The organism is Pedobacter fastidiosus (assembly GCF_014306625.1).
In the GTDB taxonomy this organism is placed as follows: domain Bacteria; phylum Bacteroidota; class Bacteroidia; order Sphingobacteriales; family Sphingobacteriaceae; genus Pedobacter; species Pedobacter fastidiosus.
In genome coordinates, this window is the sequence record NZ_JACRYL010000019.1 from 55,318 (window position 1) to 72,888 (window position 17,571).

At 36.8% G+C, this 17,571-nt stretch carries 12 protein-coding genes and 1 pseudogene; 10 read left to right on the forward strand and 3 right to left on the reverse strand.

Going from position 1 to position 17,571, the window contains the following annotated elements:
* The first annotated feature begins 110 nt into the window (after positions 1-110).
* On the forward strand, positions 111-1,529 hold the full coding sequence (locus tag H7U22_RS18245) for a hypothetical protein (RefSeq protein ID WP_187072780.1): 1,419 nt from the start codon (positions 111-113) through the stop codon (positions 1,527-1,529).
* 1,019 nt (positions 1,530-2,548) lie between these two features.
* On the opposite strand, the gene H7U22_RS18250 is transcribed toward H7U22_RS18245, so the two are convergent.
* From H7U22_RS18250 to H7U22_RS18260, 3 genes and pseudogenes are all read right to left on the reverse strand, one after another.
* Positions 2,549-3,022, reverse strand: a complete 474-nt coding sequence (locus H7U22_RS18250) for an SRPBCC family protein (RefSeq protein ID WP_187072781.1) — start codon at positions 3,020-3,022, stop codon at positions 2,549-2,551.
* A 60-nt stretch (positions 3,023-3,082) separates the two neighbouring features.
* Positions 3,083-3,538 (reverse strand): annotated as a pseudogene (gene arr, locus H7U22_RS18255) (NAD(+)--rifampin ADP-ribosyltransferase).
* A gap of 4 nt (positions 3,539-3,542) precedes the next feature.
* The gene (locus tag H7U22_RS18260) at positions 3,543-4,070 is read right to left on the reverse strand and encodes a VOC family protein (RefSeq protein WP_248284798.1); all 528 of its coding nucleotides are present in this window, start codon (positions 4,068-4,070) and stop codon (positions 3,543-3,545) included.
* Positions 4,071-5,618: 1,548 nt separating this feature from the next.
* Here H7U22_RS18260 and H7U22_RS18265 point away from each other — a divergent pair.
* The 9 genes from H7U22_RS18265 to H7U22_RS18305 all read left to right on the forward strand — a co-directional run bounded on the left by H7U22_RS18265 (position 5,619) and on the right by H7U22_RS18305 (position 16,337).
* Positions 5,619-6,116, forward strand: coding sequence for a cupin domain-containing protein (locus H7U22_RS18265; RefSeq protein ID WP_187072782.1), 498 nt, complete (start codon positions 5,619-5,621; stop codon positions 6,114-6,116).
* 223 nt (positions 6,117-6,339) lie between these two features.
* Positions 6,340-7,071: an acyl-CoA desaturase gene (locus tag H7U22_RS18270; protein WP_187072783.1), complete on the forward strand. Its 732-nt coding sequence runs from the start codon at positions 6,340-6,342 to the stop codon at positions 7,069-7,071.
* Positions 7,072-7,406: 335 nt separating this feature from the next.
* The gene (locus H7U22_RS18275; RefSeq protein WP_187072784.1) at positions 7,407-7,739 is read left to right on the forward strand and encodes a DUF1475 family protein; all 333 of its coding nucleotides are present in this window, start codon (positions 7,407-7,409) and stop codon (positions 7,737-7,739) included.
* 67 nt (positions 7,740-7,806) lie between these two features.
* Positions 7,807-8,616, forward strand: a complete 810-nt coding sequence (locus tag H7U22_RS18280; protein ID WP_187072785.1) for a DUF1295 domain-containing protein — start codon at positions 7,807-7,809, stop codon at positions 8,614-8,616.
* 100 nt (positions 8,617-8,716) lie between these two features.
* The gene (locus H7U22_RS18285; RefSeq protein WP_187072786.1) at positions 8,717-9,748 is read left to right on the forward strand and encodes an SAM-dependent methyltransferase; all 1,032 of its coding nucleotides are present in this window, start codon (positions 8,717-8,719) and stop codon (positions 9,746-9,748) included.
* 139 nt (positions 9,749-9,887) lie between these two features.
* Complete coding sequence (locus H7U22_RS18290) at positions 9,888-11,132, forward strand: NAD(P)/FAD-dependent oxidoreductase (RefSeq protein ID WP_187072787.1); 1,245 nt, start codon at positions 9,888-9,890, stop codon at positions 11,130-11,132.
* A 399-nt stretch (positions 11,133-11,531) separates the two neighbouring features.
* The gene (locus H7U22_RS18295; RefSeq protein ID WP_187072788.1) at positions 11,532-12,335 is read left to right on the forward strand and encodes a DUF1365 domain-containing protein; all 804 of its coding nucleotides are present in this window, start codon (positions 11,532-11,534) and stop codon (positions 12,333-12,335) included.
* Between the two features lie 19 nt (positions 12,336-12,354).
* Positions 12,355-13,593 (forward strand): SAM-dependent methyltransferase, encoded by a 1,239-nt coding sequence (locus H7U22_RS18300; RefSeq protein ID WP_187072789.1) that lies wholly within the window; start codon positions 12,355-12,357, stop codon positions 13,591-13,593.
* A gap of 275 nt (positions 13,594-13,868) precedes the next feature.
* Positions 13,869-16,337: a TonB-dependent receptor domain-containing protein gene (locus tag H7U22_RS18305; RefSeq protein ID WP_187072790.1), complete on the forward strand. Its 2,469-nt coding sequence runs from the start codon at positions 13,869-13,871 to the stop codon at positions 16,335-16,337.
* Positions 16,338-17,571 lie beyond the last annotated feature (1,234 nt).

Consider the following 17,571-nt stretch of genomic DNA (forward strand, 5'->3'; position numbering starts at 1 on the left):
AGAAATATTGTATAATATCGAACATGCAGATAAAACATCAGGGTCAAGTGCCAAATTGCAGACACTGTTTAAAGTGAATTGTGAATAATAATAATAATCTCTTTTAATATATGACAGATTTTTACGAGGATTTCAAACCGGTTCGTAACAGAATAAGACGATTGAATATATTTTCATCGCTGAATATCCTGTTTTCGACGATGAGGTCAAAAAAGCTGGCTATCATACCTGAAGCTGCTGAATTTCTGTACATTCATATCCTGATGTACGCGGAGGCTCCGATAACGCCTAAAAACGAAATAGAGATTTGGAATAAGATTTTACCAGAATTATACCAATTTAAAGACCGAATAACAGCTGCACAGATCGACAAAGACGTTTGGAGGTGGATGCACACCATGGGCTTAAATCAGCTTAAAGCAAGTCATAACTATTATTTCAATCTGGTCTTCAGATACTACACCATATTCGCAGACCCCAAAATTGCAGAGCACATCGAAGAGCGACTGGGATTGAGTTATAAATCATACTTCGTGTGCGGATTATGGTTACACTCGGTCTTTCTCGAAAAATTAACCTACCCAAAAACGCATTTTACGCGCAAAGACCACGGCGGCGAAATGGCGCTTGTGCATATGCACAGAACACTGGAATTGCTGACTATTCCGTTAGAAAAACTGAAATCGGATTTGAAAGCAAGTGTAACTTATGACGACGATATTTTTATCACACAAGGATATCCGCATGTTACCCATCCCGTGTTTGAAAATGGCGGTTTGTTATATTGTATGTATCCGGACTATCTCATATTTCAGCTGACTGCCGGCACGTATTATCTTGCTGACATCGGTAACAATGAGCATCAGCTGGCCAAAGCTTTTGGAGATGGTTTTGAACGATACGTCGGCATCATATTAGATAAAGTCAACGCCCAATACCATTTTTCTGTCAAGCCCGAAACTGTTTATCAACTGAATAGAAAGCAAGGGCAGTTAAGATCATCGGATTGGATCATCGAAACAGATGAAGCCATAGTTTTTATAGAGTGCAAGACCAAGAAGCTCAGGCTAAGCTCTAAAAACTTTACGAAGTACCAGGAGACTTTAAATGAGGATTTGCAGCACATGGTGAACGCGGCAGTGCAACTATACAAGGTATACCAGCATTACTCAGACGACCGCATACCCGGCTTGCCCTATGTACCCGATAAGAAGTTTGTGCCACTAGTAGTAACCCTTGAGGATTGGTTTGCGGGAGGTCCAGATACCGACAAAGTAATCCAAGAAAGGATTGAAGCTGCTTTTATTGAGAAAGGTTTAGATACTTCTCTTTTGAAAAAATATCCTTTTAAATCATATTCTGTTAATCAACTTGAATTAGACATTCAGCTAATGTTCAGTTGCGGCTTTGTCGAATATTTCAGACGATTGCACAAGGGGGAAATCAGCACGGAAGACCGTAAAAGTTTTCCCTACATTGACTACTTTGAGGAGGAATATGAGCGTGAGTTTATAGCGCCATTAAGATGAAATAGTCTTATACTTTGAAATTTAGAGACAACTATTAGTCATTTCATTGATTCTTAATATTAATCTGTTAGTCCAGATCGCATATTGCTTCAACTTCCTTCTGTAAAAGTGCTTATCCGATGAGGAAGTGCCATCGACTGGATAAACCAGAATAGATTGACCCCGTCTCGCCGGAAATAAATTTGTTGTAAGTTTTTGATTGTCTGAGTATTAGTATAATGGCGAGAAGGTGTCAAATTGATTGGTTTTTCCACTTAATACATTCTACGAGAGCTGTATATTGATTCAGGTTGCCACGGATAAGTATAATCCTGCATCCACTATGTAATGCCTTTAATAAACTGTTTATCTTTACAGGTTAAAATGGCTTCCGTTTCTAATAAACTCAAAAAACTCCAGAATCCTTAATCAGCCAGCAAACAATCTTTCGTCAAATTAGAGTAGAAACCTATTATATAGGTCATATAATTTAAAATATAACCACTTAGTGGTCGTTTGATAAATTGTGAAGATTAAATTAAATTCTACAATACTCGAGTTGGATTCTTTCGAGATTGGAGATTTTGTGGAGGATGAGTACGGGATGCACGGTGTAATTGAGAAAATTGATATATAAGCGTTTGAAACTGGTTAGGTATCATTTTTTACTTGCTGAGGGGAACGGTATGATACTGATTTTGAAGTGCTGCATTTTGGGGCTGTCCTGTTTACTCGCTTATCCCAACTTATAAAAGAAAGCAGCGCTTGAAAGAATTATAGAGTGGATACCAATAACTGATCACATGTCGGAAAATTGAGGTTCGAAAGCACTGTTGGAAAAAGCTCCAACTTTTTCGGTTTTGCCACTAGTATTTATAATATTCTTGTCCAAACCTGTTAACGGATGATACTTTAACGGGGCCGTTAAAAACCGTTGTTCATTCTCCGAACTTTCAAAGCCGGCTCTGAAAAGCCAAAGTCCATATATTCAATCTGTTGGCCAGAGTACCGGGAAATAGGCAAGGCCTGTTTTCGGTAATTTACTGTCCGTGCTTACTGACCTCTTTGGGGTATTTGTCGCCAATCAAATTCAAGTTGATGTTATGTTCCAGATACGCTTTTAGGCCGTCCAACACTGTTGTAAAGCCTCCTGTACTGTCTTTGATTACCTCGATCAATCTGTCTCCCGTTTCTTTAAAACCGTAGTTCTTGATTACAACATAGGTGGTGTCCTCCGTCACTGCGTCAAACTCATAGTCGACTGAGGTTGCAGGGTCGCCCCACGCAGTTGATATTTTTTTATTCTGAATAATATCTTTCACCAGCACGTTGGTCGTAGCGCCGTACATCTTCCATTCCCAGGTAACTGTTTTACCGGCCTCCAATTGCCCGCTAGATTTTGTAAACCAAAAATTGATCGTGGTTTCGGGATCGGTGAATGCGTGAAATACTATTGAGACAGGTTGTCTGATTAGCATTTGTACTTCTACGGTTACTATTTTATTCTGTGGCATATAACTGTTTTTAATCTTGTAGTGTGTTGCTGCCGAATGGAACTCGGTATTTGATCTAAGTTAAAAAACCGGCTGGTCATTTAAAGAATTGATCCCCTGTTCTTTGAGTCTTTGTAGACCATCTTTCATTGACTTAACCTGTTCGGGTGCGTGTCCCTGCCATATTGTAACTTCTCCAACAGCTTTAAAAGGATATACCGATCGATAGGATTTTGTTGGATTGCCGGGAAATTTCCTGTCTGTTAAATCCGGGTCGTCTTCAATTTCTCCGGTTGGCTCTGCCAGGTAGATTCTTTCGCGTCCTTCACCCAGAGCAAGTTCTGCCCCTCAGATGGCCGCATCCAATGTCGGTGTCAGAAAAATATATTTTGCGTTTTTCCTCTGACCAAAGTTCGAGCTGTTGCTAGCCTGGATAAATTCTCCAATTTTCAGGTCTGCCTTTGTCCCGTGGAAATAGGTCTGGGCAAAGGGGCTCTGATTGGCAGTACCCTTGGTTTCGCTTTTGTTTAATTCCATCTGTCTATTTCCCGCCAATTTCTTCTGCCAGTCCCACAAGAAGACCCTCGGTTCCCCTGATATAGCATAACCGATAGGAGTTCTGATACTGAACGATTTCTCCAACGAGCTGTGAACCCTGTTCGATAAGCCTGGATACCATTTCGTCGATGTCTTCCACCGTGAACATTGCACGGAGGTAACCAAGGGCGTTGACAGGCGCATTCCGATGATCCGAAACAGTTGGGGGTGTGATGAACTTCGAAAGTTCGATTCGGCTGTGGCCATCCGGGGTGATCATCATTGCAATCTCCACGTTCTGGGAATTCAGTCCGGTAACTCGACACGCCCATTCGCCTTCGACTTTCCCTCTGCCTTCGAGCTTTAGCCCTATTACAGAGAAAAATGCAATGGCGTCATCTAGTGATTCTACAACGATGCCGACATTGTCCATTCTTAACAGTTTGTTTTTTGACATTATCTTATTTTTATTGAATTTTTCGATTGGTTTTTTTTTAGTCTCTGAAGTAAATAAGTAATTAATTCTTTCCATCTATTACTGATAGCTCCTAAGAGGTTACATTGAAAACCCCATTACCATTTAAATTTCTTTAAGTTCCTTATCAACTTGAAACGCTAACGTTCTCTAAAGTAACCTTTTCAAATTAAAGTTCAAACTTTGCTCCTTTATGTGCCTATAACCAAGGTATATTGACCCAACTGTTTCAGTGTTCTCTTAATGACAAATGTTATTGGGCTAAGTCTGTCTATTTTGCCCCTCATTGAGAAATGGCTAATCAAAGGGCAAAGTGGTTCATGTTACTGTTTCCTTAGTTAAGGGAGATTGTTGTAGCAGAATTGAGATAAAGACGCTAAAGGGAACAAGGATTCAACAGGTCAAGGCAACTCCTGAGGGCTGTTTTTACTCATTTGAACCATTTCTGGGCATTTGTCTCCTACGCGGGCAACCGGGCCAGCAGCAGGGCCTTTCCTTGCCTTCGCTGATTTGCTCGCTCAGCCGCTTGATATGTCTGTTCCGGGTTCTTTCCTGTTACGATGGTAGTCCAACAGATCCACTCATTGCTGGATAGCGGGGTGAGTTTATTCCATTTCTCCAATAGCGCCTGGTCGGAAACCAAAACTAATTTTAAATCTTCGGTTATCTCATGTACCACCCCCTTCTCCAAGAATTATTTGTGTCATTTTCCTGTAGGTTAAATTTGCTCGGTCGAATTTTTTAAGATTACTGTCCTGTAGCCTAAAATACCATAACAGAACAAAGAAGGTGAGCAGGATCAGGGAGGGAATGAGTTCAGCGAGTGGTTCCTTCAGTCTGACAGTCGAATTCTCTGGTATCAAAAAGTTATGATAAATTAATAGCTTTCCACTTGCAAAAAAGCTTATTTTTTCTTAATTTTAAAGTAGAAATCAAGGGTAAAAAGTCTGACAAAAGTCTGCCAAATACCCCCTAAAATTAGCAAAATGAGAAAAGTAAAACCCTTCTCAGAGTATCAAAAAGGCATCTACGGTGAAATATTAGGCGAATTTTTTAATCCGATATTCTCCACAAAGCCTTATCAGATTATCCTGATAAGGCTTTTTTTATGCATTATGTTCCCAACTGATAATGAGTACTTAACCTTATATGTTTTTTATGCTATTGCTTTTTTAGCGTTATTAGCAGGAATTTGTTTCACAAGTTCTAGGAAATTGTACATCATAAACCTAATTATTTATTTCTGTTACACTTTTTATTCAATTTGGATTTTTTCAGATCCGGAAAATTTTAAATATGGAGGATCGCTTGGCGTACTTTTTTATACTTGGGCTTTCTTAATTATACATATCTTTCTTTTTGTTTTAATTAAGGTAGTCTTTATGTTTTATTTATACTTGAAAAATTTAAAGCGATAATTTGATTTTTATAATTAGATGTATTCAAGTCACTTTAATCTAAATTCAGGAAAAATAAAATCCCTAAAAGAACTTTTTTAATTTATAAGGCTTATTTTTGCACAAATTATAAAAACATCAATAAGCAAACGAAAACGAACCATTGTACTTTTTGATGAACCAATATTATAAAAAATACTATTAACCGATGACAAACGACAAAACAGAAATATTTGATAGCGTTGCACAACGTTTAAAAATCGAAGGATTTAATGTAGTAAACCGCGATGAAACTCGCCCATGGGGTGGTTTCTTTGTAATTGATGAAGCCCAGGCACAACAATTTGCGGATACTTATTTCGATGGTTTAGATGTTGAAAGCCTAAAAATTGGTGGTAAATTAAGTCCAAAAATTTTAATTGTTGCACCAAATACGCGTCTATCTTGGCAGTACCATCACCGTAGAGCCGAAATTTGGCAAGTGGTAACGGGAACTGTTGGCATTAAAACCAGCGAAACAGATGAAGAAGGTGAAGTGAAAAAATATGCACCAAAAGATCAAATCAAACTGCAACAAGGTGAGCGTCACCGTTTAATTGGATTAGAAGATTGGGGTGTAGTTGCAGAGATTTGGCAACATACCGATGCTTCAAACCCATCAGATGAAAGTGACATCGTTAGAGTTCAAGACGATTTCGGTAGATAATATAGTTTACGGAAGAGGCTGAATCAAATTTAGATTGTTGTCCTGAGCTCGTCGAATGTTAAATAAAAAATGCATTTAAATAGGCTTATTATGACAAAAGCTAAAGAAAAGTTGATTATGATCCAGCCTCTTCTCTTTATTCCAATAACACATTCCTTCTAGTTTAAAAGCTTGTAAAAACTAAACGCCCTCAAATTACGTTTATAAAGCATACACACAATACATGATTATCCTCCTTTTTTTTCTTTGCCATTGGTTTTTATCTCTATTTAGCCAAACCTTTTTCCTTCACCGTTATTCATCGCACAAGATGTTTAAAATGGAGCCTTTTTGGGAAAAGTTTTTCTATTTGATTTTGCTGATTTCCCAAGGTTCGTCATTTTTAAATCCAAGAGCTTACGCAATTTTACACCGTATGCATCATGCTTACAGCGATACGGAGAAAGATCCGCACTCACCTCATTTTTTTAAGGATGTTTTCGGGATGATGATTGCAACAAAGAATATGTACATGAATTATTTGCAGTTTAAAATACAACCTGAGCCAGCTTTTCAAGGCAATTACCCTGAGTGGCCTGTGGTTGATAAAATTGGAAATTCATGTTTGTGGAGAATTACCTGTGGATTATTCTACATTGGCTTTTACCTAGTGTTTGCTAACCATTGGTGGTTGTTTATTTTATTGCCAATCCACTTTTTAATGGGTCCATTGCATGGTGCTATTGTAAATTGGTGTGGCCATAAATATGGTTACTCAAATCACGATAACGAAGATCATAGCAAAAACTCTTTACCTTGGGATTTCTTATTGATGGGAGAATTGTTTCAAAACAATCACCACAAAAAACCCAATAGTCCAAATTTTGCGAGTAAATGGTGGGAGTTTGACCCTACTTATCCAGTGATGAAAGTTTTGCATTGGATGAAAATTATTAAAATTAGAAAAGTACAATAGGATATTATTTGTAGAATTTGATTTCTGCAATATGCATTGTACCGAATTATCGGGAGGTATCACGAATGAGATTGCTTCAATCGATGAAAATCGATTTCGAAATGACGGAAGATAATGGTGTCGATAACTGCTTATAGAAGGATAATTGTATTAAGTTTTTGCTGATTCCTTGCAATGTGTTTCGTTAGTTAAACCTGACAGGAACGAGCACGAATCGCGATTTTTTTCTATCGAGGTGAGTAAATTGGATGGCTCCAATTAAGTGCCTTTGGTACAGGGCTGTCGGAATCGATAAAAAACTGAAAGTGCTTTTCTGAAAATTTAAATCTCCTGTTATGATAAATTTCCTTAAGATTATCTTCTCTGCACTACTTGTTTTCATGTGCTATAAAGTAATTTCTACTTCGCTAGAAAGTAACCTTTTTCAGCAATGGGATTTTCTTGGCAGTATCCCTTGGATGCGTGCCACACTTTGGGATTTCTACGCCAACATCTTTATCATTACCCTGTGGATGTTCTATAAAGAAAAAAGTATTATTCTTAAAATCTCTATTACAATTTTGTTCGTATGTTTAGGTAGCATAGCAACTCTGGCTTATGTTTTAGTTTACTTATTCAAACTAAAACCCGGCGAAGGTGTTAAAGAATTGCTGGTAAAAAAAGGTTAATAGTTAGCGAACAATGGTTTGATCGCTTTATTGCCATTAACCATCAGCAAAAAAACTATAAACCAAAATGGACTATAAACATCTACTATTTATTGCTCTCATCTCGTTAATTGCTTGTTGCACCATCATGGCGTTGATTTGGCTTTGGGCGAAGAAAATTAAAAACGCAGGTGTTGTTGATGTTTTTTGGGCTTTAAATTTCCCCGTAATTACACTCATAACTTTTTTTTTATCCAACGGATTTGAACCTCGAAAACTTATAATCTGCTCTATTTTTCTACTTGCAGAATTACGGTTGGGTATTCATTTATGGCAACGCGTTATATGTCATCTAAGTGAGGAAGAAGGACGATACCAACAACTCCGCAAAGAATGGGGAGATAAAGCTAATCGAAATTTCTTTGTTTTCTTTCAGTTTCAAGCCATTTCCAATGTATTATTAGCGGTTCCGCTTTTCATTATAACAGCAAATCCATCAACCCAAATTTCTATTTTAGAATATATTGGTATAGCCATTTGGGCAATTTCTTTCTTTGGCGAAATGATTGCGGATCGTCAGCTCGCAACATTTAAAAAAGACCCCAAAAACAAAGGTAAAGTTTGCGATACAGGTTTGTGGTATTACAGCCGTCACCCAAACTATTTCTTTGAATGGTTAACATGGATGGCTTATTTCATTTTCGCACTGGCATCACCTTGTGGAATTTTAGCCATCATTAGTCCTGCAATTATTTTATATTTATTAACCAAAGTAACCGGTGTTCCAAACAATGAAGAACAAAATTTAAGGAGCAAACCTGAAGCTTATAAAAAATATCAACAAACAACAAGCGCCTTTTTTCCGTGGGGAAAAAAGGATGGAAAAGGGAAGAGGTAAGATGGATGATGAGTTGTTCAGTTTGCAAATCCAGGATTCATTTTACATCGTACATCAACCATTTTCCATTATACATTAACCATCTTACATTTTCCATAATATGTGGTACGATAAACTTTTAGAAAACGATAAACTTCCCGATTCAGCATTGCGATTGGGCATTAGAAAACTTTGCAAACAGCGATTGGAGGATGAAACCTTAGGTGATGAAGAATTGCAACAGGAAAAATTTATGGATCTGGTTGATGAATTAAAACAATCGCCAATTGCTGTAAATACTGCCGAAGCTAATGAACAGCACTATGAATTACCTACTCAGTTTTTTCAGTATTGTTTAGGGAAAAACTTGAAATACAGCAGTGGTTATTGGAAGCCAGGTGTTAAAGACATCGATACATCAGAAGATGATATGTTGGCTTTAACTTGCAAAAGAGCAGATTTACAAAGCGGACAAAACGTTTTGGAACTGGGTTGCGGTTGGGGTTCGCTGTCGTTGTATATGTCTGCAAAGTTTCCCAATAGCACTTTTACCGTGGTGTCTAATTCGGCTACACAAAAGATTTTTATTGATGAAACGGCTAAACAAAGAGGCATTCAAAACTTAACGGTTTTAACGGCAGATATGAACACGTTTACCATCGCCGATACTTTCGATAGAATTGTTTCTGTAGAAATGTTCGAGCACATGCGGAATTATAAATTCTTGTTGAATAAGGTTGCGGGTTTCTTAAAGCCAGATGGAAAATTGTTCGTTCATATTTTTACGCATAAAAGCTTGGCTTATAAGTTTGAGGTAATTGATGAAACCGATTGGATGAGTAAATACTTTTTTACCGGTGGAATTATGCCGTCGAACCATTTGTTTTTCTACTTTAATGATGATTTAAAAATCGATAAACATTGGGTAGTAAATGGAACCAATTATGGCAAAACATCCGAGGCTTGGTTAAGCAATATGGATAAGCACAAAAAAGAAATCATGCCGATTTTAGAAAATACTTATGGTAAAGATCAAGCTGTGAAATGGTGGGTTTATTGGCGGTTGTTCTACATGAGTTGTGCTGAATTGTTTAATTATAATAAGGGTAACGAATGGATGGTTTGTCATTATTTGTTCGAAAAGAACAAATAATGGTTTACGAGGTAAATAATGTAAAATGGATGATGGGGAAGAGCGTGTAGCTTACCAATAATTCATTATATGGCTTACATTATGCTGTCATCATGCGTCTTACATCATCCATTTTACATCTAACATCTTTACATTTATTATGCAAAAGCTCGCCATTATTGGCTCTGGAATAGCAGGGATGGGTTGCGCCCATAAACTGCAACATACATACGATATTACTGTTTTTGAGGAAGCAGATTATATTGGAGGCCATACCAATACAATTACGCTTGAGGAAGATGGAAAACCCATTTATTTGGATAGTGGCTTTATGGTTTTTAATTATCAAACCTACCCGAACCTTTGCGAACTTTTTAAAGAGATTGATGCGCCTGTGGTTAAAACGGATATGTCTTTTAGTGTTCAGTTTTTGCCTAAAAAGTTAGAATATAGCGGTTCTAGCTTGAATCATTTATTTGCACAGCGGAAAAATTTGTTTAACATTTCTTATTTGAAAATGTTGATGCAAATTAACCGATTTAATAAGCAAAGCGTCGAAATTTTAGATAAACCAGAATATCAGAATCATTCAATCGGCCAGTTTTTTAAAGAGTTTGGTTATAGTGACGAGATGCTTTGGCAATATCTAATTCCGATGAGTGCTGCGGTTTGGAGCGCACCAATGGAACAGATTTTAGATTTCCCTGCAGTTTCTTTGATTCGCTTTTTTAAGAATCATGGTTTCTTGGGCTTAGATACCCAACACCAATGGTACACCTTACAGAATGGAAGCCAGGCTTACCGCGAAAAATTGATTGCTCCTTTTCGTGATCGGATTAAAATAAACAATAAAATTGTCTCCGTTAGAAGGTTGGAAAATGGAAAAGTTGAGGTTGAAAACTCAAAAGGGGAGAAGTTCGAATTTGATAAAGTGATTATGGCTAGCCATGCAGATCAAACTTTCGAAATTGTAAAAGATAAAACACCTTTAGAAACTGAACTGCTTTCGAAGTTTAAATATCAATTGAATAAGGCCGTTGTTCATACCGATGAAAAGCAAATGCCAAAAGCTAAATTGGCTTGGAGCAGTTGGAATTATCGAGTAGAAATGCAAGGCGATAAACTTTTACCAAGTACCATATATTGGATGAACAGTTTACAAGGGGTTTCAAAAAAAACGAATTACTTTGTCTCGATCAATCCAACGGAAAGTTTAAATGCCGATAAAATAGTAAAGGAAATCGATTATCATCATCCGCTGTTTGATGTTCCGGCAATGCAGGCACAAGAACAATTACATCAGCTGAATGAAAGTGGCCCTATTTATTATTGTGGCAGTTATTTTAAATATGGTTTCCATGAGGATGCTTATAAAAGTGCAGTTGATTTGTGTAGGGAATTATAGCTAAATGAGCTGTCATTCTGAGGCACGAAGAATCCGCAGGCGATGAAAAACAGGCTTAATTTTTATTTTGACCCGGCTGGACAAGCTTTTCTAATGCGGCCGTCATTGCGAGTTCCGATTTTTCATCGGGACGTGGCAAACTCATTTGCTAAATAATATCACAAGTGAGATTGCTTCAATCGATGAAAAATCGATTTCGCAATGACGGGAAATAGGCACGGATAATCTGCAAGCGATGAAAAACAGTTCTTTTAAAATAATGCTTTGGCAAGTGTTTAAATTAAATTATGTACTAATAGGTTGGGGATTCTTCGCTGCGCTCAGAATGACAGAGGGTTAATTCATTGCCGTCGTGCTTCAGCCGACGGAAACAATATTTTTTTGTAAATTGTAATAATAATGCCGATAAACTCCTCAATCTATACCGCAAAAGTAATGCATCATCGCCTTGCGCCGAAAAAACATTCTTTTTGGTACAATGTGTATATGTTTTATATCGACTTGGATGAGATAGATTTATTGGCGAAAAATCTTAGATGGTTTAGCCGGAATAAATTCAATTTGTTTTCTTTTAGAGATGCAGAGCATTTACAGTTGCCTAAAGAAAATCCTGTTAAAACTAAAACTACGCGCCAGCATTTAGAAGATTATTTAAGAGGATATGGCATAGATGGCACCAAGCTTAAAATCAAGTTGCTCACTAATCTTAATGTTTTAGGCTATAACTTTAACCCAGTTTCATTCTATTATTGTTTCGATGAGCAAGGAAATCCGGTATGTTGCGTGGCCGAAATCAGCAATACTTATAGAGAAATGAAGCTATTTTTCTTCGGAAAAGAAGAATTATTTGGAGATAGTTTCAAAAAAATTACTACAAAATATTTTTACGTTTCACCATTTATAGATCATGATGATTCATTCGATTTTAACTTAAAAGTTCCAACTGACCAATTGGATATTAAAATTGATGATCTTGATAAACAGGGAAATAAGTTCTTTTATACTACTTTAAAGGGAGATAAAAAGCCCCTTACAAATGCAAGTTTATTAAAGAGTTTCTTTTCTATTCCACTAATTCCGTTGCAAATTATGGGGATGATCCATTGGCAGGCTTTGAAATTATGGCTAAAAAAACTATCTTTTCATCCAAAGGCCGAAAACCCTGAGCTCCAACGCAACGTATATAAACCCTATAAACCATAAACATAACGCTCAAAAGAATATGAATTCCCTAGTCGCTACTAAAACATCCGCTAGTTTTTTCGAAAGAATTGTAATCAATGCCCTTTCTAAAATGACCTTAGGTAAACTGGAAATTACTTTGCCAAACGGAGAAACCCTTGTTTTTGGCAATGGGGAGCATAAAATAGAAGCAAACATTCAGATAAATCATTCAGATTTTTTTAAATCGATTGCTTTATATGGTGATATTGGTTTTGGCGAAGGCTACACGGCTGGGCTTTGGGATACCTCAAACATAACAAATGTTATAAAATGGGTGATTTTAAATATCGAGAATGCTCCATCAATTACAGGGAGTAAGGTAAAATCTCTTGCGCTTAACCTTTTTAAATGGGTAAATAAGCTTACGCACATCCGCAGGGCGAATACCTTAGCAGGTTCTCAAAAAAATATTTCCGAGCATTACGATTTAAATAACGATTTCTTCGCTACTTTCTTGGATAAAACCATGACTTACTCAAGCGGTTATTTTAATCCTGAAGATTTAAGTTTGGAAGAATCTCAATACGCAAAGTACGATAGATTGGCTAAACAGCTTAAAGTAAAACCAACAGATCATGTTTTAGAAATTGGAAGTGGTTGGGGTGGAAATGCAATTTTCTTAGCCAAAAATTATGGCTGTAAAGTTACTTCGGTAACCATTTCAAAAGAACAGCAAAAACTTGCAATTGAACGTGTAAAGGCAGAAGGTTTGGAAGATAGAGTTTCTATAATTATTCAAGATTACCGAAAAATCGACGGAACTTTTGATAAAATTGTTTCCATAGAAATGCTTGAAGCCGTGGGTCATCAATACTTGGAAACCTATTTTGAAAAATGTCAGCAACTTTTAAAACCCGATGGTATTTTTGCTTTTCAAGTGATTACTTCTCCAGATTGTAGGTACGATAAGTTAAGAAATGGAGTAGATTGGATTCAAAAACACATTTTTCCAGGCTCACTTTTGCCATCAGTTTCAGCAATGAATAAGGCCATAAACAACACAGGCGATTTAACACTGGTAGATTTAAAAGATCTGGGTTTAGATTACGCGAAAACACTTCACCTTTGGTTTATAGAATTTAATAAGAATTTGGATAAAGTAAAAGCCTTAGGTTTTGATGATAAATTTATCCGCAAGTGGAATTATTACCTTAACTATTGCGAGGCTGCCTTTGCCATGAGAAATATTAATGTAATGCAAATGGTTTATTCTAGACCAAATAATACGGGCAGGTAACTTAAAATGATGTAAAATGTAAAAGTTAATCTAATTTCTCATTTTACATCATTTAATCCCCATTCGAACCACATACTTTCCTAAACTTATTGTTTTTAAGTCAGTTATAAATACGCCTGATTTAAAAATAAATTCATCTATTTTAAAATAGTTAGTTTTTTTACCGAGAAAAGTCAGACCTTTGCCGACCAAACAACCAAACTCGCGTAAAAAGTATATTACAACTCTGTAACAAAATGCAATTTGCGCAGACTAATAAAAAGACTAACAATTATATGAAACAACTTTTACTCCTATCCCTCATCCTTTTAACATTATTTACTGCTAAAGCTCAATTTCCGACGGGTGGTTTCGGTGGAGGAGCGAAAAAATCTACCGTAACTGGTCGAATTACCGCTACTATACTAGATTCAATTACGAAGAAGCCGATTGATTATGCTACGGTATCTTTGGTAAATGCAAAAGATAACAAATCCGTTAACGGTGGGGTAACGGATGAAAAAGGAAAATTAACCCTACAAAATGTATCTCCAGACTCATACAAGCTGATGATTGGCTTTATGGGATATAAAACTAAATCAGTTACAATTACCACAACTCCTGCTAAACCAGATTTTAATTTCGGTACAATTTACATCACATCTACAGAAAATACTTTGGCCGATGTTCAGGTTCAGGGAACCAAAGCCATTATCGAAAATAAAATCGATAGAATGGTTTACAATGCAGAAGCTGATGGAACAAATGCCGGTGGCGATGCTACTGATGTAATGCGTAAAGTACCGATGCTTTCAGTAGATCCTACCGGAAACATTCAACTTCGTGGTGCCGCTGTAAGGGTTCTAATTAATGGAAAACCATCTGGTACTATGGCAAGCAGCGTATCTGATGCATTAAAAATGATTCCTGCAGAGCAGATAAAAAGTGTAGAAGTAATTACAAGTCCATCGGCTAAATACGATGCGGAAGGTTCTGGGGGTATTATTAACATCATCACTAAAAAGTCTAATGCACAAGGAGTTTCTGGAAGTATTAGTACTGCAGTAGGAACCCGTCAAAATAATGGAGCATTTAACTTAACAGCCAAAACAGGTCGCTTAAGCGTAAACACCAGTTTGGGTACCAATTTATCTTATGCTCAAAACTCTACTACAGCCTTTATTACAAACACGGTTTATGCAAACGGAACGGTTAATAATATTGCTCAAGATGGTGTTTCTAAATGGAGCCGCAATGGTTATAATGGAAGCGTTGGTTTGGATTACGATTTTAATGCTTACAACAACATCAGTACCACGGCTAAATTCAATAATTTTTCTAATGGAGGTCCGGGTTCATCGAGCTACGTTATAAATGGTTTTCCATCAACAAACATCAGCGATATGGATATGACGTTCAGTAACTTGGATTGGAATGTTGATTATCGCAAAACCAGCAAAAAAGAAGGAGAAGAATTTTCAATTTCTGCGCAACTTTCAACAGGGCGTACGCCAACAAGTTTCAGCAACATCTTCATCCCTGGTGGCGCTACAACTGGGGTAGAACGCATTAGCAATAATACAGGTAAGAATAATGAATATACCGCACAAACCGATTACACTTATCCATTTAGTAAAGCAGTTGTTTTAGAAGTTGGAGCAAAAGGTATTTTTAGAGATATAAAAAGTCAGTTTGATGTTTCCGCCCAAGATTTTGATTACAACCAAAACGTTGGAGCGGGTTATGGTGTAATCAGTTTCGATTTAACCAAAAAAATTAAAGTTAAAGGAGGTTTAAGAGCTGAATATACTCAGATTGATTTTAATACTCAAAGTAGTGGTATTCAGAAAAATGATTATTTTAATTTATTTCCTAGCGTAATTGTTTCTCGAAACTTAAAAGGAAGCACTACAATTAAGCTAAGTTATAACCGGAGGGTACAAAGACCAACGCAATCTTATTTAAATCCATTTAGAAATGAAAGCGATCAGTTTAATGTACAACAAGGTAATCCTCAGTTAAATCCAGAATTAAGTGATAATTTTGAACTTGGTTATTCTACTTTTATTAAAGGCTCGGTAATCAATGCTTCAGTTTTTTACCGCCGTACTGGTGGCGTAATCGAAAGCTCAATTTCGCCGATTAAGGAATTAAATTCTACAACTAATACATTGATTGATAAAACTTTAACCTCATATATAAACGTTGGTACTGCGGAAACTTATGGTTTTAACCTTTTTGCATCTTACAATATAAAACCAAAATGGACCTTAATGACAAACTTTGCTGGTAACACTTACTCGGTAACGAATAATGAAACCAATATTAATACAGGTACATTCTTTAATTTCAATTGGTTTGTACGTTCGGCATATGGTTTTGGTAAAGGCTATAACTTTGAAGTTTTTAATATCATTACTTCTAAAAAACGTACTTATCAAGGTTCAACTGATCCATTCTATATTTATGGCGGATCGATTAAGAAAGATATTTTAAATAAAAAAGGAAGTATAGGTCTTAATGTTTTAAATCCATTTACGAAAGATTTACACATTAAAACAGTAAATAACGCAGTAAACGCAACAGGTACAATTTATCAAAGTGCCAACATTTACTATCCGTTACGTTCATTTGGCGTTAATTTTAGTTACTCTTTCGGTAAACTTAAATTTACGGAGAAGAAAAAAATTAAAAACGACGATGTTAAGCAAGATCAACAGCAACAAGGTGGCGGTGGTACAGGAATGGGCGGTGTCCAAAACTAGTTAAACCCATCTTACTATAAATTTATAGCCTTTCGATTTTTAATCGGAAGGCTTTTTTGTTTTTCGCAAGACGTTGTGGCTGTGCAAAGTTTAAGGCAATTGGTTGAAAGACAAAACACGAACGGCCGTCATTCTCAGCTTGACTAAGAATCTTAATGCCTTTGCCCTACTTTTACTTGCCTTCGCAAGAAAGACGTGATGACTATGCAAAATATTAAGTCGACTGGTTGAAAGACCAAACAAGAACGGCCGTCATTCTCAACTTGATCCGATAGCTATCGGATGGGAATCTTAATGCCTTTTCCCCACTTTTACTTGCCTTCGCGAGAAAGACGTGGTGGCTGTGCACTTTCGCATAACCTATAGAAAGGCCTAGCTCCCTCTCTTCAAGGAGAGGGCGGGGGAGAGGTTTTTTTACTATCCGTGTTTCCGTGGCAAATCTTATTTAAGCCTTCAAATATTCGTTTGTTTCGTGTCTCCACGAACCATTCACCGCTACTTCCCCTCCTATGCATTATTCCAAGGGGACTCCTGCAGAGCGATTCCCAACTTCTCATGAAAGACGTGATGACTACGCAAAGTTTAAGGCGATTGGCTGAAAGACCAAACACGAACGGCCGTCATTCTCAGTGTGGTGGCTGTGCAAAGTTTAAGTCGACTGGTTGAAAGACCAAACATGAACGGCCGTCATTCTCAGCTTGACTGGGAATCCTAATGCTTTACTTGCCTGCGCAAGAAAGACGTGGCGGCTCAACACTTTCGCATAACCTATAGAATCCCCAGCTCCCTCTCTTCAAGGAGAGGGCGGGGGGAGAGGCCCTCTATTTCACGCCGAGCCCAAAATTCCCATCCAATTTTCAGAAAGACACAAATTTTCACTAATTCTTTTAAATGTATTATTTAAACTACGTTTTAATCAAGGTGAGATTCTGATTTCTGCAGCCATAAAATTTGTTGAATTAATACAGTGCTATTTCCAATATTTAATTTGTCTAGAATGCTTTCCAGCCAATAAAGCGTTTTAATAATCTGTTTTTTAATCGACTGAGTTCAATTCCAATCAGAAGAATCTAGATTTAAAAGACAACCCTAATCACCATAACTATCTTTTTTTCATAGGTAAATCCAAATTCTAAATCAAAACAATACACGTTCCCAATTCTTTGTCTTTTTAAAAATACATTGAAATCATGGTATATATTTCATGATTTTGGGGTATTTTTTTCTCTTTTCT

Bases quoted from the DNA above. Each gene is read 5' to 3' on its own strand.
- H7U22_RS18245 (WP_187072780.1), top strand. From the start codon at position 111: ATGACAGATTTTTACGAGGATTTCAAACCGGTTCGTAACAGAATAAGA.
- H7U22_RS18250 (WP_187072781.1), bottom strand. From the start codon at position 3,022: ATGCCACAGAATAAAATAGTAACCGTAGAAGTACAAATGCTAATCAGA.
- H7U22_RS18260 (WP_248284798.1), bottom strand. From the start codon at position 4,070: ATGGAAAGAATTAATTACTTATTTACTTCAGAGACTAAAAAAAAACCA.
- H7U22_RS18265 (WP_187072782.1), top strand. From the start codon at position 5,619: ATGACAAACGACAAAACAGAAATATTTGATAGCGTTGCACAACGTTTA.
- H7U22_RS18270 (WP_187072783.1), top strand. From the start codon at position 6,340: ATGATTATCCTCCTTTTTTTTCTTTGCCATTGGTTTTTATCTCTATTT.
- H7U22_RS18275 (WP_187072784.1), top strand. From the start codon at position 7,407: ATGATAAATTTCCTTAAGATTATCTTCTCTGCACTACTTGTTTTCATG.
- H7U22_RS18280 (WP_187072785.1), top strand. From the start codon at position 7,807: ATGGACTATAAACATCTACTATTTATTGCTCTCATCTCGTTAATTGCT.
- H7U22_RS18285 (WP_187072786.1), top strand. From the start codon at position 8,717: ATGTGGTACGATAAACTTTTAGAAAACGATAAACTTCCCGATTCAGCA.
- H7U22_RS18290 (WP_187072787.1), top strand. From the start codon at position 9,888: ATGCAAAAGCTCGCCATTATTGGCTCTGGAATAGCAGGGATGGGTTGC.
- H7U22_RS18295 (WP_187072788.1), top strand. From the start codon at position 11,532: ATGCCGATAAACTCCTCAATCTATACCGCAAAAGTAATGCATCATCGC.
- H7U22_RS18300 (WP_187072789.1), top strand. From the start codon at position 12,355: ATGAATTCCCTAGTCGCTACTAAAACATCCGCTAGTTTTTTCGAAAGA.
- H7U22_RS18305 (WP_187072790.1), top strand. From the start codon at position 13,869: ATGAAACAACTTTTACTCCTATCCCTCATCCTTTTAACATTATTTACT.